The following is a 20,341-nucleotide window of genomic DNA, read 5'->3' on the forward strand; positions in this document are numbered from 1 at the left end:
CTCCACTCCTTTCTGAAGTACTGGCTTTCTTTCTCTTCTACGCTTATTTTTTAGAAAATGTTTCAAAATGAATTCCAATTCTTTTCCTTTCATTAAAAGAAAAAAACGTTCATCCCATACAGAGGACAAACGTTTTTGAATAATTAGCGTTTATGAACGATTCGGTCGACGAACAATCAGACCATAATAGAGAATGAGCGCCAGGCAATCTAAGGTCATGATGATCAGTCCCATCGGAACAGCCGATTGTTCTCCCATGATCCCGACGAGTGGTGACACGAGCGAACCGACGAGCATCGGCAAGAGCCCTAAAAGAGCCGAGGCACTGCCTGCCGTTGCTCCGTAATTTTGCATCGCTAAGGTAAAACCGAGCGTCGAGATCAAACCGACGCTTGAAACGACGAAGAATAGTGGAATCATAACGAAGATCAGCTGATTCGTTAACGTCAAGGCGAGGAACAATAAGATGCTCGCACTCGCAACGATCGTCAAACTGATTCGCATCAGCCGCTCTGAATCGACACGACCCGCAAGACGACCGGCGATTTGTGCTGCTAAGATAATTCCGATTCCGTTTAAACCGAACAAAAAACTGAACTGTTGCGGCGAAGCGCCATAAATATTTTGTAAGACGAATGGTGAACCCGAGATGTAGGCAAACATCGCGCCCATGACGAATGCTTGCGCGAACGCATAGCCGATGAAGACGCGATCCGTCAACAAGCGTCCGAACGTCTTCAACGTCGTCGTCAGGTTTCCTTCGACACGTCTATCAAGCGGGAGCGTTTCCGGTAAACGGAGTGCGACGGCAAGTAACATCATTGTGCTTAAAATCGCAAGCAAGTAGAAGACGAAATGCCAGTCACCGAACCGAAGCAACTGTCCCCCGATGACGGGTGCGAGAATCGGTGCCGTTCCGTTGACGAGTGACAAGGCAGCAAAAAACCGCGTCAATTCAGGTCCGTCAAACAAGTCACGAACGATTGCCCGGGAAATGACGATTCCTGACGCTCCAGCTGCCCCTTGGATGAATCGAAGCGCGATCAACACTTCGATCGTCGGTGCCATCGCACAGGCGAGAGAAGCGAGCAGATATGCGAGCAGAGCAACCATCAGCGGTCGTTTACGTCCGCGAACGTCACTCAGCGGACCAACAATCAATTGTCCGAGCGCCATTCCGAGCATACAAGCCGTCAAACTTAATTGGATCAGTGATGCACTCGCATCAAACGAGCGTGACATATCTGGAAAAGCAGGTAGATACATGTCGATCGAGAGCGGTCCGAGTGCAGCAAGCGAACCGAGGATCAAGATCAACGTTAAGCGGCGTGGGGTCATGGTTTCTTTCGTCATGACGTCACGTAATCCAAATCATGCAAGACATAAGCGAGGAAAAAGACGACCGATGGATTTTCATATGTCATCTGAACCTTTTTGAGTTGTGCGCGGTAACCGGTCTCATACTCGACCCCGTTCAACTTCCGTTCCATGTTCATTTTAATCAATGCGTCGAGTTTATCGATCACATCGACCATCTGTCCTTCGTATGTCTCGTCTTTTGCTTCCACGACGAACCGACGGAACGGTGCTCGGATTTCTTTCGGTAGATTATTGATCAACGTCTCTCCTTCTGCCCGTTCGTAAGCTTCGAAGGCTGCTGCTGTGACCGGTGTCGCATGTTTGACAGGTCCAAGAACATCTCCCGTCGTTCCTTCAACGAGATCATGACACAAGAGACGCGAGACGACTTCTTCGATGTCGATCGTGACGCCGTACTTCTCTGATTCAATCAGACCATTGAAGATACCAAGCGAGGCTGCTCGAAACGCATGTGTCGCGTCGTTATCATCAATCGTGTTGAAACGTCCTTTCCAGCGCCGAATCGTATCCATCATCAAGACGTTTTCAATGAAATGAGACATCTCGTCCTCTTCCATGACCGACTGTGTCAAGCGACGGATCGAAACGAGTGGGTGTCGTTCTAGAACAGCCTGTAATTCCGCTGCCTTTTGTTCGAAAAAGACGGACTCTGTCATCCGTGCTTCCCTTCGTGCGTACAACATCGCATCGAACGTATCGATGGCTTCGACGATCCGTCCTTCCGGTGATTCATCTTCTGCATGTACGAGGTATGTCGTAAACGCTGGTTGAAGCGACTTTGAGAGTAAGGCAACGAGCTGTTCACTTGCTTGTTGTTCCATTGCCTGAATGTGTGCATGTAACGTTGGCTCTTTTTTTGTCCGGTGTTTAATTGGTCCAGTGATGACTTCGTTCATATCATGGAATAGAGCTTTTCCGAGCAATGTCAGGCGATCGACTGGTGTTTGCCCGTCTGCTTCTTCTAAATAGCTTGCCATCAAACTGAATAAGGCAACACGAAAGCTGTGACTGGCTGCGTTGTCCGGAAAACGTGGTGCATATTCATCCCACCGTGGAACGTTTTGCATCCGTGTCAGCATTCGAATGAAATTACCGTTTTGCATGAAATCTCTCCTAACGAAAGACGGACAGAGAGTACCCTGCCCGCCATTGTATTATTTTGCTGATTTGGTTGAACTACTTCCGCTACGGAACCAACCGATGATTAAAATCAGGGCAAGTACGACCCAGAAGATCGTTTGCCATAGTGTACTCTCTGGAAACTCATGCGGCAAGACGTCGATTGACGGATGCGCGAGTGTCATGACGACCAGTTTTACACCAACCCATGCAACAAGCCAAAAGGCAGCTTCTTCGATGCCTGGTCGCTTTTGGAGCAAGACGACGAACCAGCTCGCGAAGTAACGCATGATGACGAGACCAATGATCCCACTGAAGAAGACGACCCAGAATTGTCCTGTATTCAGACCACCGATCGTTCCACCAATTATCGGTAGTGTCGTCGCCATGGCGACAGCAGCAAGCGTCGAGTCGACCGCAAACGCTAAATCAGAGAACTCGACTTTCACGACCGTCCACCAAAAGTTCGGTGAGGCTTTTTGTGAGGCAATCGTGTCCGGTACTTGGTGTTTATTCGATCGTGCCTCGACGATTCCTTTAAACGCGACATAAAAGAGATAAATTGCCCCGAGTGCCTGAAGCTCCCAAATCGTCGCTAAGTACGAGGCAAAGAAGATTGCCACGAAACGTAAGACGAGTGCTCCGACGAGACCATAGAAAAGCGCCTTTTTACGTTGATCGTCTGGTAACGGTCGGACGAGGACCGCCATGACCATCGCATTGTCGGCGGATAGTAATCCTTGCAAAATGATCAGTACGAGCCCGACGGTCGCATACTGTGTAATTAATCCAATATCCATACTAACGAATCCCCTTTATTGTTCAGTCTATTTATTATATGCCGGTCGATCGGAAAGAAAAAGATGAAAGCTCGACTCAAGTACTTAACCTTGTGTTTTATTCCCATTGTTTAAGAAAACCTAACACAAAAAAACGACCCGTCATCGACGGATCGTTTCCATTTCTTATAAGTTTTGATCAACTTTCTTTTCAGCATCTGGATTTGGTTTCGTTTTTGGTGAAGAGAACCAACCCCAAAGAGCAAGACCGACCATGACTGTCCAGAAGAAAGCCTGCCACGGTGTACTGTGGGCAAATCCTTCAGGAAGTTTTAAGGCTTCAAAGATTGTTCCTTCGATTGATGCGTGGTATTTCGGGTGTTCGAGCGCAAGAACGGCTAGCTTCACACCAACCCAGGCAACAATCGCAAACGCTGCTGTCTCAAGACCTGGGCGCTCTGCGAGTAATTTAACAAAGACACGTGCTGCGAAACGCATCAAGACGACACCCATCAAACCACCTGTTAAGATGACGATGAAGTGACCTGTGTTCAAACCACCGATTTCGCCTGATCCCCAGTTTGGAAGGGCAACGGCAAGTGCTACTGCTGCAAGAATCGAATCGACAGCAAACGCTAAGTCTGCAAATTCAATCTTCGCAACTGTCCGCCAGAATTCACCTTTTGAAACTGGCTCTTCCGACTTCGGTTCTTCATCTAGCTCATTTTCAGCCCCATGGTTCTCACCGAGCTTTCTGGCTTTAACGGTCTTATAAATATGCCGTAGTCCCATGATGAGCAAGTACGCCGCTCCAAGTGCTTGGATTTGCCAAATATCGACGAGGAACGAAATCGCGAACAATGCCGCGAATCGTAAGACGAACGCTCCAGCTAGTCCATAAAAAAGTGCTTTCTTTTGTTGTTCTCCTGGTAAGTGCTTGACCATGACCGCGAGTACGAGTGCATTATCCGCTGAAAGTAATCCTTCAAGCGCGATCAAGACGAGTACGACCCAGGCATACTGTAATAATAACTGCCAATCCATCTCTGTCATCCCTTTCTCTTACTACCTGTAAAATAAAAAAACTTCAATTATTGACCATGACGAAAAAACAATGATTACACGTTCACCTGAACATATACTATAGGATAGTATACCCGATTGCAAGTAAGTTATTCCTACAGATATAGAATGTGTCGATTTTGAGTCGTGCGAGTTTCGTTTATCGAACGTTCGTGATAAAATTCAAGACAATACTTCTAGCGATGAAAAGATGAAACACATTTGCGGAATCATCAGACTTGCTCGTCTCTAGCATTCCTGTCATGTTATTACTATTGAAACACTACAAAAGGACAAAGGGGCCAATGAATATGTCTACCTACCCGATTACGTTACCAACAAAAGAAGAGCGCCATAAGCTGTTCGGTTCGGTACCACCGATCAAAGGAACAAAACCGACTGAAAAAGATAAGATGGTCGACTTGCAAAATACACCGAAGAACTTCTTGTTCGCACTAGACGCTGTCGGAATCTCGAACGTCAAACATCCTGTCGTCATCCAAGACGGAGACAACACACAAGCGACTGTGGCGACGTTTGAACTGTCGACATCACTCGTACAAGACCGTAAAGGGATCAACATGAGCCGTTTAACGGAGCAACTTGATCAATACCACAACGAAGGTTGGACGGTCACGAACGAGTCACTCATTCAATTCGCGCGTGATTTAGCAGACCGCATGGAACAAACGGAAGGTCAATTGACGATCCGTTATCCATGGTTCTTCACACGTAAAGCACCTGCAACAGGTCTTAGCGGCTTGATGAATGCTGAAGTATGGCAAACAGTCAGCGTCAACACGGAAACGGACGAAGCGACGTTGTCTGTCGGCTTGACGATCAACGTCACGACACTTTGCCCATGTTCAAAAGAAATCAGCGAATACAGTGCTCACAACCAACGTGGTTACGTCACGATGGAAGCATCGTTACGTGATGAAGCAGAAGACTTTGACTGGAAACAATCATTGCTTGATGCTGCGGAATCCAATGCCTCAGCGCCACTTCACCCAGTACTCAAACGTCCGGATGAAAAGCGCGTGACAGAGATGGCATACGAAAATCCACGTTTCGTAGAAGATATGGTTCGCTTGATTGCTGCTGATTTGTACGAAATGGATCCAATCGCTTCGTTCTACGTCGAATGCCGTAACGAAGAAACGATTCACCAACACGACGCGATCGCACGGATCACGTTCGATAAAGACGCACAATAAGTAAGTCTGCCGTACTCCCTCTTAATCCGAGGGAGTACGGCTTTTTTTGTATACCGGCATTGCCCTCCGTTTTGCGAGCGTTTACACTTAACTCGAATGGAGGAATGCACATGTTAGAATTGATTCCTTTTTTACTCGAACGACTTGGTATCATGATCATCTTAGCGTTCATCCTCGCCCAGTGGGGACCGACACGACGGCTACTGCGTCAACCGGAAGCAGGCTGGCAATTCCGTGTTCTCGTCCTGTTTTTTGCGACGTACGGCATTTTAAGTAACTATACAGGGGTCAAAGTCGATTTAGCTGAATTCTTACCCCATGCTTGGCTCGAAGAAGTCGACGGAACATCAGCGATTGCAAACACACGAACGATGATCGTCGTCATCAGCGGACTGCTCGCTGGTCCGCTCGGTGGATTGATGACCGGACTCATCGTCGGGGTTCACCGGTATTCCCTCGGCGGATTCACAGCGTTCGCTTGCGCGCTTTCGACCGTCATCGCCGGTGGTGTCAGCGGTCTCTTACGCTCCTATTGGCGCGACCGTCTCAGTAGCCAAGCATTATTGCCCGTGTGTCTGACTGCTTTTTTAATGCTGTTTGAAATGTCGTTGATTTTACTATTCGCCCGCCCCTTTGATGCGGCAGTCGAACTCGTCCAGTTCATCTTCTTACCGATGACACTGATCAACGTCCTCGGTGTCTGGTTGTTCTTATCGATCATCCGCCTTGCTGCGCGAGAAGAGGAAACGGTTCGGGCACGAGAAGCCGAACGGTCGTTGCATATCGCCGATTTGACGCTTCCGCATCTGACGCGTGGTCTACATATCCATACGGCAGAAGCTGTCGCGGAAATTCTGTTGCAGCAAACGCGAGCCGAAGCCGTCTCACTGACGGATCGTTCCATCATCCTGGCCCATATCGGTATCGGGAGCGACCACCATCAAGCTGGGAGTCACTGGACGACGAAACCGACTGAGCATGTCTTGCAAGACGGACAAGTTCGTCTTGTGACGGAACGACTCGATATCGGCTGTCCCGTAACGGATTGTCCGCTTCAAGCCGGCATCATCGCTCCGCTCATCGTCGGGGAAACGACGATCGGGACGTTGAAAGTCTATTATCCTCATGCCGAATTGCTCGACGCCGTCGAAGTCGAACTCATTGAAGGATTAGCGAAACTGTTCTCGACACAACTAGCACTCGGGAACGCAGAGCGGCAAGCCGGTTTACTGAAGGATGCCGAGATCCGGGCACTCGAAGCACAAATTCATCCCCACTTCCTGTTTAATGCGATCAATACGATTTATGCACTGTGCCGGACGGATGTCGAACAAGCACGCACGTTGTTGCTCGAATTGTCGACGTTCTTCCGCAGTAACCTCCAAGGCGCACGATCGACGAAAATTCCGCTCCAAAAGGAACTCGAGCACATCGAAGCATACACATCTCTTGAAGCCGCTCGTTTTCCGAATCGCCCGTTTCTCGATATCGATTTAGCAGACGAGACGACGGCTTTACTCGTTCCACCGTTCATCTTACAACCATTGATCGAAAATGCGTTCCTTCATGCGTTTTCTTCTGAACAGACAGGATATGTCGGGGTGACGGCATGGTGTGAGGCAGACCAGCTGTGTCTCGAAGTCGTCGACAACGGACGCGGGATTGACGCCTCGCGCCTTGCCCGTCTCGGTCGAGAAGTCGTTCCGTCCTCAGGCACCGGTACCGCATTATTCAATACGGCAGAACGGATTCGAAGTTTATATGGTGAAAAGGGACAGTTTACGATCACGAGTGACGGTCAAAACGGCACGACGATCGCGATTCGTCTCCCGATTGAAGTCAGAAAGGAGATTCAGCATGCGCACCTTGTTGATTGAAGATGAACCGCTCGCACGTGACGAGCTCCGTTATCACGTGACCGCAGCCGGTCTTGAAGTCGTCGGGGAAACCGGTAGTGTCGAGGAAGCCGAACGACTCGTTCGCTCCCTTCAACCCGACTTAGTCTTTCTCGATATCGAGCTGACGGACGGAAGTGGTCTTGAAGTCGCTAAACGCTTAAAGTCGATGCCACGTCCTCCGGCTCTTTTGTTTGTGACGGCGTATGATGCTCATGCGCTTGAAGCGTTTGAGCTCAATGCCTATGACTACATCTTGAAACCATATGATCCGGCACGGATTGTCCGTGCGATTGAAAAAGTCGCGCGACCGCTGCCGAAAAAAGCCCCTCGCCTTGAACGTTTAGCCGTTGAGACGGGCGAACAACTGAAATTATTGTCTCCTCAAGATATCAATTATATCGTCGCTGAGAACGGAAAGACGAAGATCGTCACAGAGCACCATGCGTATCCATCGAACGAGACCTTACTCGAACTTGAACGAAAGCTTCAAGATCATCGCTTTTTACGGGTTCACCGCTCATACCTCGTCAACTTATCAGCAATCGATGCCATCGAACCTTGGTTCAACGGAGCCTATAATTTAAAAATTCATCAGATTGATGTGCCAGTCAGTCGGACGTATGTCAAACTACTGAAAGAAGCGCTCGGTATTTGAGCGCTTCTTTTTTGTGATTCAAGGTCCATTTTCAACCTTTCATCGAACGAAACCGACAACTCATCTAAAAATCAAAGAAAGCGCTTCCATAACTTGTATACTAAATCCATCATAGTTCATTCAAGAGGAGGAATTTTAGATGAGCGCTACTCCAATCGTTATTGCTGTCATCTGTATCTTATTAATCGCGTATCGTCTCTACGGCACGTTCATGGCTGCGAAAGTCTTAAAAATCAAAGATGATCGCGAAACGCCCGCTCATAAATTAGCGGATGGAAAAGATTACGTCCCAACGAACAAATGGGTCTCGTTCGGACACCATTTTGCGGCAATCGCTGCTGCCGGTCCACTCGTCGGACCTGTCCTTGCTGCTCAGTTCGGATATCTCCCCGGCTTACTGTGGCTCTTAATCGGTGCCGTCATCGGTGGAGCGGTCCATGATATGGTCGTCCTTTTTGCTTCGATGCGCCAAGATGGTCAATCGCTCTCTGAAGTCGCTAAAAAAGAATTAGGTCCCGTCGCTGGTTTTTGTGCCGGTCTTGCGATGCTTTTCATCATTACAATCACGATGGCTGGTCTATCGATGGTCGTCTTACACGCCCTTGAACATAACCCATGGGGTACATTCGCTGTCTTCTCGACGATTCCGATTGCGATGTTCGTTGGGATTTACTTACGTAAAGGTGGTAACTTAGCACTTGCTTCAACAGTTGGTTTCTTACTGATTCTAGCTGCGATTGGTTTTGGTCCTCAGTTAACGGAAACATTCATCGGCGATTGGTTCGATCTGTCGTCACGTCAACTCGCGATTGCTTTACCGATTTATGCATTCTTCGCTGCTGCACTGCCAGTGTGGCTCTTACTCGCACCTCGCGACTATCTATCGAGTTTCATGAAAATCGGTGTCTTCCTTGCTTTGATCGTTGGTGTCTTCATCATCAACCCAGACATTCGATTCCCGGCATTTACGAAGTTCGTTGATGGCGGTGGTCCAATCATCGCTGGTCCAGTCTGGCCATTCATCTCGATCACGATTGCCTGTGGTGCGATTTCTGGTTTCCACGCTTTCGTTGGTTCTGGTACGACACCGAAGATGATCAATCGGTGGAGTGACATCAAACCGGTCGCCTTCGGTGCCATGCTTGTCGAATGTCTTGTTGCCGTCATGGCGTTGATCGCTGCGACATCGCTTGAAGTCGGTGATTACTTCGCCATCAACTCAACACCAGAAGTATTCGCGACGCTTGGTATGAGCACGGTCTATCTTGATGATTTATCCCGTGAAATCGGTCTCGATCTGGCAGGTCGAACAGGTGGTGCCGTCTCACTCGCCGTCGGTATGACATTCATCTTCCGCGCCATCCCGTGGTTCAAAGAGATTGCCGGATTCTTCTTCCAATTCGTCATTCTATTCGAAGCGGTCTTCATCTTAACCGCAATCGATGCAGGAACACGCGTCGCCCGTTACTTGATTCAAGATTTCTTCGGGGAGTTCTACAAACCACTCAAACGTGTCGACTGGATTCCAGGTGCGATCTTCGCTTCGGCACTCGGGACGTTCTTCTGGGGCTATCTCCTGTTTTCGGGTGACATCGGTTCGATTTGGGCATTATTCGGGGTATCGAATCAGCTGATGGCTTCAATCGGCTTGATCATCGGAACGACGATCATCTTGAAAATCGCCGATAAAAAAGTCTATGCGCTGACGACGTTCATCCCGCTCGTCTATCTTCTGATCACAGTAACGTTCGCGGATATCTGGATGGTCGCAAACGTCTATGCGAATCCCGATTCTCCAGGTTTCAGCATCTTGAATACGGTCTTGTCCGTAACGATGGGACTGCTCGCGATCGTCATCACGATCTCAGCCGTCAAGAAATGGATTGAACTGTTGAATTCACCACGTTGGGAAAATCAAAAACGATCTGCGTAAGCGGATTGGTCATATGACAAAAGGCAGTGGACGCATCCACTGCCTTTTTCGTATCTCATTTTTAAAACGGATTATAAAAGCGATTACCATCATAGAAAGTGACGACGAATGACAAAACCGTCAAAAGTAGCACACAGCCGATCGCGACATAATCGATTCGTGTCATCGTCTGTTGGTTGTACCACGTTCGCTTTCGTCCGGCACCGAATCCACGGAGATCCATCGCATTGCTGACGGTCTCAATCCGCTCCAAACTCGTAAATAGCAACGGAAGTAAAATCTGGATGCTATTGCGTGCCCGCTGCCAAAGGGAGCCGTGTGAGACAGCAATCCCTCGTGCTTCTTGAGCGTTCGCGATCGTCCGGAAATCCGCTTGAACGTCCGGAATATAACGGAGCGCTAAGGAGACCGCAAATGCGATCTTATACGGAACACCAATCCGATTCAAAGAAGAAGCGAACTCCGTCGGATGGGTCGTGACGAGAAACAACACAGCAATCGGAACGATCACACTGTATTTTAAGATTAAATTGAACAGATAAAATAATTGTTCTGCGGTCATCGTAAATCGTCCGATTCCTTCAAGTAAGACGTGACGCGATCCGTAGATTGCCACGCCCTGCTCTGGTTCGAACAGATAAACAGCGAGCGCATTAATCAGGACGAAAATCGCTGTAAAGATCAAGACGAAGCGGACTTCCCGAAACTGGATACGCGACAATCGGAATAACACGATACTGACTAACCCCATTACAAGTAAGACACGTGTATCATAGGTGAACATCGTTGCTGTCGTAAATAATAAGAATCCGATCAGTTTCGTCGTTCCCGTCAATCGATGAATCGGTGACGTTTTTTCAATATAGCCAAGCATTTCTACAGCCATTGTTCCCGCTCCTTTCGCTCCGCCGTAATCACGGACTCGACGAATCGTTCCGGATCGACTTCGAGGTGTTGCGCTAGCGTAAAGAGCGATGTTTGTTTTAAATGGGCATGATGCAGCAATTGTTCTTGATTCAGCAGTCCAAATGATGTTCCAGCATAACGGATACGCCCAGCTTGCACGAGGCAGACTTGATCGCTGTATTCTAAGACGAGATGCATGTCATGCGTGATGATGAGTAACGTCATTCCGTCCTGCTTCAATCCTTCTAAAAAGTCCATCATATCCGAATAATGCCGATAATCTTGACCGGCTGTTGGTTCATCGAGAATCAAGATATCCGGTCGTCGAACGAGAATCGAAGCAATCGTCACTCGTTTCTTCTGACCAAAACTCAGTGCTTGGATCGGCCAATTACGAAACGGATATAATCCGCAACGACGTAATGTCTGCTCGAGACGCTCGTTTTCTTCCGCCTCACTCAGTCCGAGCGCCTGCATCCCGTAGCGGATTTCCTCCTGCACGAGGTGTTTTGAAATCATATGATTCGGATTTTGCAGAACGAATCCGATCGTTCCTGCTCGCTCTGCGATCGATTGGTTCGTGATGTCGATTCCGTCAAGCAGGATCCGACCAGCTGTCGTCCGTTGGTAACCACTCAACACTTTCGCAAGCGTGGATTTTCCGGCACCATTCTGACCAACGATCGTCGTCAGTGTTCCTTTTTGAAAAGTCGCCGTCACATTCTCAAGCACCGGCGTTCCTTGACGATAATGAAACGCCAACTGATTGAGTTCAAGCAATGAAGTAGAGGTTGCAACCTCTTTTTGGGGTGCTTTCTCTAAACGCTCTAACACGTTCGTCTGGTTGAATCGCTTTAAAAAGGGATCGATGCGGCTCGGCTGATCTGAAGGTTGAACGGCAAGCCCAGCCCAGCGTGCGGCACTGACATAGAGAGGTTCACGCAAGATCGCTTCTTGCAGTTTTCCGTTACTTAAGATGACATCCGGATGATCATCAGCGATGATTTCGCCATCGACCATGACGATGATGCGGTCAAACGGAATGACGAGTACATCCTCGATCCGATGTTCGACGACAATCAATGTGCGATTCGTATCACGTTGCAGTCGATCCATAAGCGTCATCGCCTCTTGTCCCGCTACTGGATCGAGATTCGCGAGCGGCTCATCAAACAGTAAGATGTCCGCATCTTCGACGAGGACTCCGGCTAATGCCGCCCGTTGTCGTTGTCCTCCTGATAGATCATTTAATCGTGCTTGCAAGAGCGTCTCGACATCCGTCATCCGTGCGACACGTTCGACGATCTCCTGCATTTCCGGTCGCCCAGTCTGTTTATTTTCGAGCGCAAAGGCGATGTCTTCGCCAACCGATAAACCAACGAACTGCGCATCTGGATCCTGTAACACCGTTCCAATATGCAGCGAACGATCAAATAACGATAACTCCCGGGCATCCTGCCCTTTGATCAGGACCTGTCCTTCCCACGTTCCAGGGTATGAGAACGGAATCAACCCATTGATGCACTGGGCGAGCGTACTTTTTCCTGAACCCGACGGTCCAACGATTAAGATGCGTTCGCCTGCTTGAATCGTTAATTGAATCTGCCGGAGTGTCGGTTCTGACTGACTCCGATATGTAAATGAAAAATCCTGAAATTCGATTACGTTTGTCATATCCTTCTCCCCCCAAGCTAAATGAGCTATGATCCTGCCGTCTCTTCGCACAGGATCATAGCTCATTCGGTCAAGCTTCGCGTTTCAAGCTGCCTGCTTTACTTCTTGTTTTCGCATAGGTGACGAGCAACAACGTTCCAATGACACCGACTGTCAAGATGTTCGATGTCGCAGCGACAGCCCCTTGGACGAAGACTTTGTTCGCTGGCTCCGAGTAAATTAAGATATCGAGTACCGGGGCGATGAGGATCCAACCGATCGCTTGCACGATGGCTTGTGTCGCATTGAATAAGACGATTTTACGTGTCGTCAATCCACCTTCTTCTAAGCGAATCCGGTTAGCGATCAATCCGATGCCAAAACCGACGAACCCGGATACGATGACCCAACTCCACCACGGGGAACCATATAAAATCGCATCTTTTAATCCATGACCGATTAAACCAATCAAACCGGCTGTGACTGGTCCGAACAAAACTGCCATGAATGCGAGAAATGCATAGGATGTCTCGATTGACGTGTTCGGTACGCCTGTCGGAATCACAGCGAATCGACTTAAAATGATGAATACTGCTGCTCCAATCCCGGTTGCGACGATCTGTTTTGTCGTAAATCCTTTCATGTTCGATCTCCTCCTTTAATATGTTGTACGTTAACACTCCAATCATTTCCGATTCCAACCTCAAATGCATGCGCAAACGAACCTTGATTCAAGGCAAGAGCAATCTGATCCAGCGAGTTGATGTAGACGACGCCTGAACCAACCGGCACATCGGCGAACGAATGACCAAAGAGCAGTGTTTGTTCGTAAACAATCCGTTCTCGGTACGAAATCGTTACCTTGACGTGGCTACCGATGTCGAGACCCGCCTGACGGACGAGAGCGACCGGAATATTCGTCCAGACATTTCCGAAGCGAACATCGAGAATCTCGACGATACCGGTAACACCGGTATCCGACGACAAGGCAAGTGTCCGGTCGAGCAAGACGATGTCCGAAGCAGGTAAAACGGGTCCTACTTCCTCGAAGGTGATGACATGGCTCGATAACCGAGCACCCGTGAAGGCAAAGATATCTCGTCCGTGAAACGTATACGATTCACCCATTCGAGGTAAGCGATGCCGTCGATCATCGAGTTGCCTCACTTCAGCAATGTATCCGGCTTGCCAAAGATGCGTCAACGTTCCGTTATCTGGTGTGATGATGTATTGATTCGCATGCGTCCGCGCGACGACACTCTTTCGACTCGATCCGACACCTGGATCAACGACAGAAACGAACACCGTTTGCTCCGTCCAGTACGGTACCGTCTGCAGTAACCGATAGGACGCTTCCCAAATGTGGAAGGGCGGAATGTCGTGCGTCAAATCAAAAATCCGAATCTCTGGATTGATGCTATGCGCAACCCCATACATCGCACTCACTGCCCCGTCACTCACGCCAAAGTCTGATTGCAATACCAATGCTTCTGCCATCTCGTCATCCTCCTCCTGCGGGAACGTCTCCACAAAAAAGACACCACGCCCTTATCTCTCAGGACGTGATGTCTGATCACGTGGTACCACCTTCGTTCATGGCTCAACTCACGTTCAGCCACCTCTAGGAGTACGAGACTCCCTGGAATGCTAACGGTATCCGTCCTACCGGTCGGTTCTACTGATGAACACGGTTCACGTTCTTCCGACTGCTCCGGGACCATCTTCAAATGACGAAATCGTCTCATTTCCAGCAACAGAGACTCTCTATCGATTTCTGATCACTTTACTCTTCCCGTCTACGCATGCAGATTTAGTTGTCTGAAAATTTAAATTAATAGTACAACCGTTTCATTCCTGACGCAAGGTTTTTTACTCAGAAATTTTTAAATTCGTCGTCCGGATCGTTCCCCATGGTGACACATCCGCACGGACTTCCAGTGCTTTTGCTTTTTCATATTGTTTTCCGCTTCCCTGTTCGACATAATACTGCGTCAATTGTGGAATCGACACGTACTGGTCATAATAGTCGCCGGCGACACTTCCAAAGAATCGTTCATTCGAAATCCGGTCGATTTGAGCATAACCAGAAGCATCTGTCTTGAAGCTGACATAAACACGCCCATTTTGAATCGTCGGACCTGGTTTTAAATCCGGATACTGAAGCATCACATATTCACCGTAAACGGGATCAAACGGATCAAACGGTTCTGCCCGAAAACGGTACGATGTTCCGAACCAGGAGGTTGCAAAAAAGCTGACAATCAACAGACCGACGACGCACGTCTGCAATACGGGCATGAGATAGCGTTTCATGACGCCACACCTCCTCTACGGCGTAACCACCATAAGATACCGGATAATAGGAAGATGAGTAGCGCACCGATGAGGAAAAATAAGGACATGTTCAACCGATCCCACGCATAGATGACGTATATCGCGATTTGAACGAGAATGAAATAGAGAAAGGCTGGCCAGACGATTGCATGACGGCGTTCTTGATACAACAAATAGACTAGCGCCGATATTTCAAAAAGGATGGCGAGTAGAATGGCCTGTTCATCGAGCCACAGGACTCCGACGAATCCAAGCGGAACGATAAACAATAAGGAGCGACGTTTTTGATAGAGGAAAATTCCTAATCCGATGGATACGAAAGCTAGCAGAATCGCTTCTGTCATAGATGGTAATGCGGCATTTGATTCCGCACGTACAGACAGATAGACGATCGAACTGATGGCAGCAACGACCAGATAGACCATTTCGACGATCCGACGATTGGACTTCTCACGAACAAGCCAGAGAACTGGAACGAGTAAAAATAGCGTCCAGACCGGCCACAGGAATCCGTCATATGATACAAGGAGAAACAAGGAGAGACCACTGAAGAAGAGAAACAGCCAGCTAAACAAAAGCGATGGCAGACGTTGGCTGAAGTAAAACCAACTGAACGACAGCACGACCATCAGACCGAACGATATCCAGTCGAGATAACTCGCCTGTTCTTGACCAAAACCACCGAGACTCGTGAAGATCGTCCATCCGGAAAGGAAGGCGACGACACCGTATGTTTCATGACGCCAAAGCACATAATGCGCTAACGCGGCGACAAACACACACCATCCGAGTAATGATCCTTCCATCGGCAAGTGGAAACTTTGAACAACGACGAGAATCGAGGCGCCAAACGCTAGGATTCCACCGATTCGGAAGACAATCGGATGCAACATACTCCGACGTTCCGAAAGATCCGCCATGACGTAACAGCTCCACATGAGTGCTACGACAAGTCCGATTTTCCATCCGACCGGCATGACTTGCCAGTTAGCGGCTAAAAAGCTGAACACAGCCAATACGACGAACGTACCCCCTACAATCAACAAGAGCGGTAGACGTTGCTTTTCCTTACGATTGTTCTCATAATCGACGATTCGTTTGACGGTTGCTTCGTCCAAAAGCCCCGCTTCACTCCACTCTCTCATCTTGCGTAACTGCTTCATCGCACCCACCTCCTTCGAAGTGTTTAGATATTTATTAAATTCCCGATTTAGTACCATCTCAAGCCCGGATTCACAAGGATTCCAAGCTATTTGTTCAGTTCGTCACAGAATGGTGACAGACGAAAAAAGCAAGGAAGACTAGCTTCCTTGCTTTGTATAATCGATGGCTTAAACACGGAAACGGGCAACGAGCACCTGTAATTCTTCCGCCATATCGGATAATGCTTTGGCTGATTGCGAAATCTCTTCCATCGCACTCAACTGTTCTTCTGTCGTCGCTGCGACTTGTTTCGACGCCGATGAATTCTCTTGCGCGATATGTGCGATTTCGGTTGCAGAGGCAGAAACCTCTTGAACGTTCGCTGCGATTTCCTCGACAGTTGCCGTCACATCTTCAATCCGCGGTGTCATCTCTTGCGTCCGTTCGAGAATCTTCTGGAATCGTTCTGCTGATGCTTCTGTCGTCGATAAACCGGCTTTCGTCTGTCCCGATACTTCTTTCATCATCGTGACTGACTGATCTGTCTCCTGCTTGATGTTTTGAATCAGTTGCGCAATCTGCTTCGTTGAATCCTGTGACTGCTCTGCTAGTTTACGCACTTCACTTGCGACGACGGCGAACCCTTTTCCGTTTTCGCCTGCCCGTGCTGCTTCAATCGCCGCGTTCAGTGCTAACAAGTTCGTTTGTTCGGCAATGCCATTGATGACATCGACGATTTTTCCGATCTCATTTGAACGATGTGCGAGTGAACTGATGACACCACCAAAGTTTTGAACAGAGGCATCGATTTCTTTCATCTGCTGGACGTTCTGCAGTACAGCAACTGTTCCGTTCTCAGCTTCTGTAGCCGTTGAACGTGATAGCTCTGAGACGTCCGTTGAGCTCTCAGCAATTCGCATGATGCCCGCTGTAATCGACTGGAGCGAAACGGCATTCGCATCGAGTTGACGTTTCGATTGATCCGCCCCTGCTGCGACCTGTTGAATCGATCCCGCGATCTGTTCCGATGCGGATGTCGTCTGAGCTGAGTTCGCCATTAATTCCTGCGACGAACCGGCCACTTGTGTGATTGACTGATCGAGATTAATGATGATCGAGCGGAGTGAGTCGACCATGACGTTAAAGCTTTGTGCGACCTGTCCAACCTCATCGTTTGATTCAACGATGACGGGTTCCGTCAAATCACCAGATTGAATCCGTTCTGCTCCACGTGTCAAATGACCGAGTGGGCGAAGAATCGAGCGAAGGATGAAGTAGATGAAGACGGCTGCGACGAGTAACATTCCGCCGATGACTGCGAGCGTTGTCCACAGAATACTCGACGTCGCATCGGTGATTTCATGATCGTACAGGGTTCCGGCAACCTTCCACTTCGTTAAATCGTTCGTCATGAAGTCCATCTGTTTACCTTCATTTTCGAATTCATACGAAAATTGTCCGGCTGGGTCATCGTAGAGTGGCGCAACCCAGTTCCCTGTTGCCTTTTCACCTGGTTTTAGCGTCGGGTGCGTAACGAACTTCTTATTCGAATCGAGAATCGTCACATAACCCTCTTTACCAATTTTAATCTTTTTCGCGATTTCCGCGATGCGGTCGACATCGACATCAATCGCCACGACACCTCTTCCGTTTCCGGTCGTTTGTGACAATGTCACCATCATCTTGTTCGAGGCAGCATCGACGTATGGATCGGTGATGACGACTTTTCCACCGGCTGCTTCAGCCGATTGGTACCACGAGCGCTCACGTGGGTCATAATCCTCGGGCATGACTTGTTCCGGGAAAATGTTCATATCCCCTTCTGTCGTCGCGAAATAGATGTTCGCCGCTTGCGGATGCATGTCGAGATATTCCGTCATTTTTTCCTTCAACGCTGCATTTTGTTTTCCTTTTTGATAGAGCGTCCCGTCAATTCGGTCCGCAAAAAAGGCGACATCGCGTCGCATCGGATCAATGATATTCTGAATCTCATCGTTCATTCGATCGACTCCACCATGTGCCGATTGTAGAATTTGCTCCGTCATGGATTGTTTCGCCTGATTGTAGGCAACAAATCCGATCACGAGCGCTGGGATTACTAATAGGAGAATCGATGTCAAAATTAATTTTTGTTTGATACTCATCGTTCGTTTGATCTTTTGTTCCATGTGTCACTCCATTCTCGAGTGCAAGGACTCGCTATTCTACCTTCTTTATCGGAAGAATAACGAAAAATGTTCATAGAGAAATCGATAATCGTTCATTGATTCACATGAAAAAAAGACGACTCTCATGGAGTCGTCTTCCTTGGTAACGCTTCCTCTTATGCTTCTTGATCGCCCTTCCAGTTAATCATGCCGCCTTCGACGTTGACGATGTCGTATCCATATTGCTCGAGGAAACGACCGACGTTTTCGCTTCGCGCGCCCGCTTTACAGATTAAGTAGTAGGTTTCACCTTCTTGCAGCTCCGTATAGCGTTCACCGATTTCAGACATCGGAAGGAAGCGGACGTTCGGAATATGTCCTGCATCGTATTCATCCTGCTCCCGGACGTCAACGACGTGTAACGCCTCGCCTGCCTCTAATCGCTCTTGTAACTCGTCTACATGAATCGTTTTCATTTCGTATGACCTCCTGTATGGTTCTGCCGTAAGTGTAGCAAATTCATCATCAAAACAAAACGAAACCGTTTGATACGAAGTGATGAAAAAGCGGACCCGTTTGCGGATCCGCCCATCTCATTATTCTCCTGATGCTCGACGCGTCGATTGACGTGTCTCCTTATGCATTCCCCGTGCATAATAGACAGCAATCAAAATCGCGTACCACAGTGGTCCAACGACCAGAGCGATGCGTGTACTTGCGTCAAATGCCATCAAGACGATGACACCAGCAAGTGCCGCAAGGGCGATATAGTTGGCAACCGGGAAGAACGGAACAGCAAATTCTGCTGAACCATGTACCTTCCGCGCCCGCATTTGTGCGATCAGAATCATTGCCCACGTCCAGACGGCACCGAACGTTGCGATACTCGTAACGATTGCAAAAACATCTTCCGGTAAGAAGTAGTTCAAAGCGACACCGACGAGCAACGCGACACCTGAAAGAATCGTCGCCAGTGCTGGAACACCGTTTTTCGAGATTTTCGAGAAACGACGTGGTGCTTCACTGTTCTCGGATAAGTTCATCATCATCCGGGCTGTTGAGAAGATACCCGAGTTACATGACGAAAGTGCTGCCGTTAAGACAACGAAGTTGATGATGCCGGCTGCTGCCGGAATACCAAGTGAATCAAATAATAATACGAACGGACTACTATTGTTCGCACCGACTTGATCCCACGGATAAATCGATAAAATGACGAAGAGCGCTCCGATATAGAATACCAAGATCCGAAGGAAGACGTTATTGACGGCTTTTCGAATCGTTTTCTTCGGATTCTTCGCTTCCCCTGCTGTGACCCCAATCACTTCAATTCCTAAGAACGCAAACATGACCATCTGCATGGCAAGGAGTACTCCACCGAATCCGTTCGGTAAGAATCCACCATGTGACCACAGGTTCGAAATCCCAACCGGTGTGCCGCCGTTTCCAAGACCAATGACAATCGTCAAGGTCCCTAAGATGATCATGGCGACGATCGCGACGATTTTAATCAACGCAAACCAAAATTCGAATTCACCATAAAATTTAACAGCAATGAAGTTGATGCTCGTCATCAAGACAAGTGCTGCTAGTGCCCATACCCACCCCTGAGAATCCGGGAACCATACTTTCATGTAAATACCGACTGCTGTGATTTCCGCCATACACGTAAAAATCCAGAGTAACCAATAATTCCAACCTGTTAAAAAGCCAGCTAATGGACTGACATACTTCCGGGCATACTCCGCAAAACTACCAGCCACCGGCTCCCGCACTGCAAGCTCCCCAAGTGCTCGCATGATAATGAAAATGATGACACCACCAATCAGATAACCAAGTAAGATCCCTGGTCCTGCTAATTGGATCGCTTTTGCTGACCCTAGGAAGAGTCCGACACCGATTGCCGCCCCCAGCGACATCAGTGTAATATGACGTTCTTCCAGTCCCCGATTCAACTCTGTCTGTTGTTTCATTTTTACGACGTCCTTCCCGTCTCTGTTTGTTTCTTAGCAGTTCCCCGTACCGCTACGTTGTCAGTATAAAGAAGATGTGTCGATTTTGTAAACGTTTTCAATGTATATTTCTTACCAAATCCACATACTCGGAATATTCTGA

General features: G+C 48.4%; 17 protein-coding genes. 4 read left to right on the forward strand and 13 right to left on the reverse strand.

Annotated features, from left to right (window positions below):
- Nucleotides 1–150: 150 nt before the first annotated feature.
- The 4 genes from EXG77_RS14915 to EXG77_RS14930 form a co-directional block, all read right to left on the reverse strand.
- Complete coding sequence (locus EXG77_RS14915; RefSeq protein WP_035399180.1) at nt 151–1,353, reverse strand: multidrug effflux MFS transporter; 1,203 nt, start codon at nt 1,351–1,353, stop codon at nt 151–153.
- Nucleotides 1,350–2,483, reverse strand: coding sequence for a YfbR-like 5'-deoxynucleotidase (locus EXG77_RS14920; protein ID WP_023466777.1), 1,134 nt, complete (start codon nt 2,481–2,483; stop codon nt 1,350–1,352). Before EXG77_RS14920 ends, EXG77_RS14915 begins: the two co-directional genes overlap by 4 nt.
- 51 nt (nt 2,484–2,534) lie before the next feature.
- Nucleotides 2,535–3,299 (reverse strand): TerC family protein, encoded by a 765-nt coding sequence (locus EXG77_RS14925; protein ID WP_035399182.1) that lies wholly within the window; start codon nt 3,297–3,299, stop codon nt 2,535–2,537.
- 165 nt (nt 3,300–3,464) lie between these two features.
- Nucleotides 3,465–4,322, reverse strand: a complete 858-nt coding sequence (locus EXG77_RS14930; RefSeq protein WP_035399265.1) for a TerC family protein — start codon at nt 4,320–4,322, stop codon at nt 3,465–3,467.
- Nucleotides 4,323–4,651: 329 nt separating this feature from the next.
- Here EXG77_RS14930 and folE2 point away from each other — a divergent pair, with 329 nt between their 5' ends.
- From folE2 to EXG77_RS14950, 4 genes are all read left to right on the forward strand, one after another.
- Nucleotides 4,652–5,557, forward strand: a complete 906-nt coding sequence (folE2, locus tag EXG77_RS14935; RefSeq protein ID WP_035399184.1) for a GTP cyclohydrolase FolE2 — start codon at nt 4,652–4,654, stop codon at nt 5,555–5,557.
- Between the two features lie 110 nt (nt 5,558–5,667).
- Nucleotides 5,668–7,434 carry a LytS/YhcK type 5TM receptor domain-containing protein gene (locus EXG77_RS14940; protein ID WP_023466773.1) on the forward strand — a complete coding sequence of 589 codons (1,767 nt, stop codon included), beginning with the start codon at nt 5,668–5,670 and terminating at the stop codon, nt 7,432–7,434.
- On the forward strand, nt 7,415–8,110 hold the full coding sequence (locus EXG77_RS14945) for a LytTR family DNA-binding domain-containing protein (protein WP_023466772.1): 696 nt from the start codon (nt 7,415–7,417) through the stop codon (nt 8,108–8,110). Before EXG77_RS14940 ends, EXG77_RS14945 begins: the two co-directional genes overlap by 20 nt.
- 139 nt (nt 8,111–8,249) lie before the next feature.
- Nucleotides 8,250–10,043: a carbon starvation protein A gene (locus tag EXG77_RS14950; RefSeq protein ID WP_023466771.1), complete on the forward strand. Its 1,794-nt coding sequence runs from the start codon at nt 8,250–8,252 to the stop codon at nt 10,041–10,043.
- A gap of 61 nt (nt 10,044–10,104) precedes the next feature.
- Here EXG77_RS14950 and EXG77_RS14955 read toward each other — a convergent pair whose 3' ends face one another.
- The 9 genes from EXG77_RS14955 to EXG77_RS14995 all read right to left on the reverse strand — a co-directional run bounded on the left by EXG77_RS14955 (nt 10,105) and on the right by EXG77_RS14995 (nt 20,199).
- Nucleotides 10,105–10,929, reverse strand: a complete 825-nt coding sequence (locus EXG77_RS14955; RefSeq protein ID WP_035399186.1) for an energy-coupling factor transporter transmembrane protein EcfT — start codon at nt 10,927–10,929, stop codon at nt 10,105–10,107.
- The gene (locus EXG77_RS14960; protein ID WP_035399188.1) at nt 10,920–12,623 is read right to left on the reverse strand and encodes a DUF3744 domain-containing protein; all 1,704 of its coding nucleotides are present in this window, start codon (nt 12,621–12,623) and stop codon (nt 10,920–10,922) included. Before EXG77_RS14960 ends, EXG77_RS14955 begins: the two co-directional genes overlap by 10 nt.
- A 70-nt stretch (nt 12,624–12,693) precedes the next feature.
- The gene (locus EXG77_RS14965) at nt 12,694–13,245 is read right to left on the reverse strand and encodes an ECF-type riboflavin transporter substrate-binding protein (RefSeq protein ID WP_035399190.1); all 552 of its coding nucleotides are present in this window, start codon (nt 13,243–13,245) and stop codon (nt 12,694–12,696) included.
- The gene (locus tag EXG77_RS14970; protein WP_035399191.1) at nt 13,242–14,099 is read right to left on the reverse strand and encodes an S-adenosyl-l-methionine hydroxide adenosyltransferase family protein; all 858 of its coding nucleotides are present in this window, start codon (nt 14,097–14,099) and stop codon (nt 13,242–13,244) included. The genes EXG77_RS14965 and EXG77_RS14970 overlap by 4 nt, the downstream gene beginning before the upstream one ends.
- Nucleotides 14,100–14,471: 372 nt before the next feature.
- Nucleotides 14,472–14,915, reverse strand: a complete 444-nt coding sequence (locus EXG77_RS14975; RefSeq protein ID WP_023466766.1) for a GDYXXLXY domain-containing protein — start codon at nt 14,913–14,915, stop codon at nt 14,472–14,474.
- Entirely contained in the window at nt 14,912–16,099 is a 1,188-nt protein-coding gene (locus EXG77_RS14980) for a DUF2157 domain-containing protein (protein WP_035399192.1), read from the reverse strand. The genes EXG77_RS14975 and EXG77_RS14980 overlap by 4 nt, the downstream gene beginning before the upstream one ends.
- Before the next feature lie 168 nt (nt 16,100–16,267).
- On the reverse strand, nt 16,268–18,223 hold the full coding sequence (locus EXG77_RS14985; RefSeq protein ID WP_238987961.1) for a methyl-accepting chemotaxis protein: 1,956 nt from the start codon (nt 18,221–18,223) through the stop codon (nt 16,268–16,270).
- A 179-nt stretch (nt 18,224–18,402) separates the two neighbouring features.
- A complete protein-coding gene (locus tag EXG77_RS14990) occupies nt 18,403–18,702 on the reverse strand; it encodes a rhodanese-like domain-containing protein (protein ID WP_035399194.1) in 300 nt (99 codons plus the stop codon).
- A gap of 120 nt (nt 18,703–18,822) precedes the next feature.
- A complete protein-coding gene (locus EXG77_RS14995; protein ID WP_035399195.1) occupies nt 18,823–20,199 on the reverse strand; it encodes an amino acid permease in 1,377 nt (458 codons plus the stop codon).
- Nucleotides 20,200–20,341 lie beyond the last annotated feature (142 nt).

This window comes from Exiguobacterium sp. OS-77 (genome assembly GCF_000414195.2).
GTDB lineage: Bacteria > Bacillota > Bacilli > Exiguobacteriales > Exiguobacteriaceae > Exiguobacterium_A > Exiguobacterium_A indicum.

Coding starts and splice junctions, on each gene's coding strand:
- EXG77_RS14915 (WP_035399180.1), bottom strand. CDS start 1,353: ATGACGAAAGAAACCATGACCCCACGCCGCTTAACGTTGATCTTGATC.
- EXG77_RS14920 (WP_023466777.1), bottom strand. CDS start 2,483: ATGCAAAACGGTAATTTCATTCGAATGCTGACACGGATGCAAAACGTT.
- EXG77_RS14925 (WP_035399182.1), bottom strand. CDS start 3,299: ATGGATATTGGATTAATTACACAGTATGCGACCGTCGGGCTCGTACTG.
- EXG77_RS14930 (WP_035399265.1), bottom strand. CDS start 4,322: ATGGATTGGCAGTTATTATTACAGTATGCCTGGGTCGTACTCGTCTTG.
- folE2 (WP_035399184.1), top strand. CDS start 4,652: ATGTCTACCTACCCGATTACGTTACCAACAAAAGAAGAGCGCCATAAG.
- EXG77_RS14940 (WP_023466773.1), top strand. CDS start 5,668: ATGTTAGAATTGATTCCTTTTTTACTCGAACGACTTGGTATCATGATC.
- EXG77_RS14945 (WP_023466772.1), top strand. CDS start 7,415: ATGCGCACCTTGTTGATTGAAGATGAACCGCTCGCACGTGACGAGCTC.
- EXG77_RS14950 (WP_023466771.1), top strand. CDS start 8,250: ATGAGCGCTACTCCAATCGTTATTGCTGTCATCTGTATCTTATTAATC.
- EXG77_RS14955 (WP_035399186.1), bottom strand. CDS start 10,929: ATGGCTGTAGAAATGCTTGGCTATATTGAAAAAACGTCACCGATTCAT.
- EXG77_RS14960 (WP_035399188.1), bottom strand. CDS start 12,623: ATGACAAACGTAATCGAATTTCAGGATTTTTCATTTACATATCGGAGT.
- EXG77_RS14965 (WP_035399190.1), bottom strand. CDS start 13,245: ATGAAAGGATTTACGACAAAACAGATCGTCGCAACCGGGATTGGAGCA.
- EXG77_RS14970 (WP_035399191.1), bottom strand. CDS start 14,099: ATGGCAGAAGCATTGGTATTGCAATCAGACTTTGGCGTGAGTGACGGG.
- EXG77_RS14975 (WP_023466766.1), bottom strand. CDS start 14,915: ATGAAACGCTATCTCATGCCCGTATTGCAGACGTGCGTCGTCGGTCTG.
- EXG77_RS14980 (WP_035399192.1), bottom strand. CDS start 16,099: ATGAAGCAGTTACGCAAGATGAGAGAGTGGAGTGAAGCGGGGCTTTTG.
- EXG77_RS14985 (WP_238987961.1), bottom strand. CDS start 18,223: ATGAGTATCAAACAAAAATTAATTTTGACATCGATTCTCCTATTAGTA.
- EXG77_RS14990 (WP_035399194.1), bottom strand. CDS start 18,702: ATGAAAACGATTCATGTAGACGAGTTACAAGAGCGATTAGAGGCAGGC.
- EXG77_RS14995 (WP_035399195.1), bottom strand. CDS start 20,199: ATGAAACAACAGACAGAGTTGAATCGGGGACTGGAAGAACGTCATATT.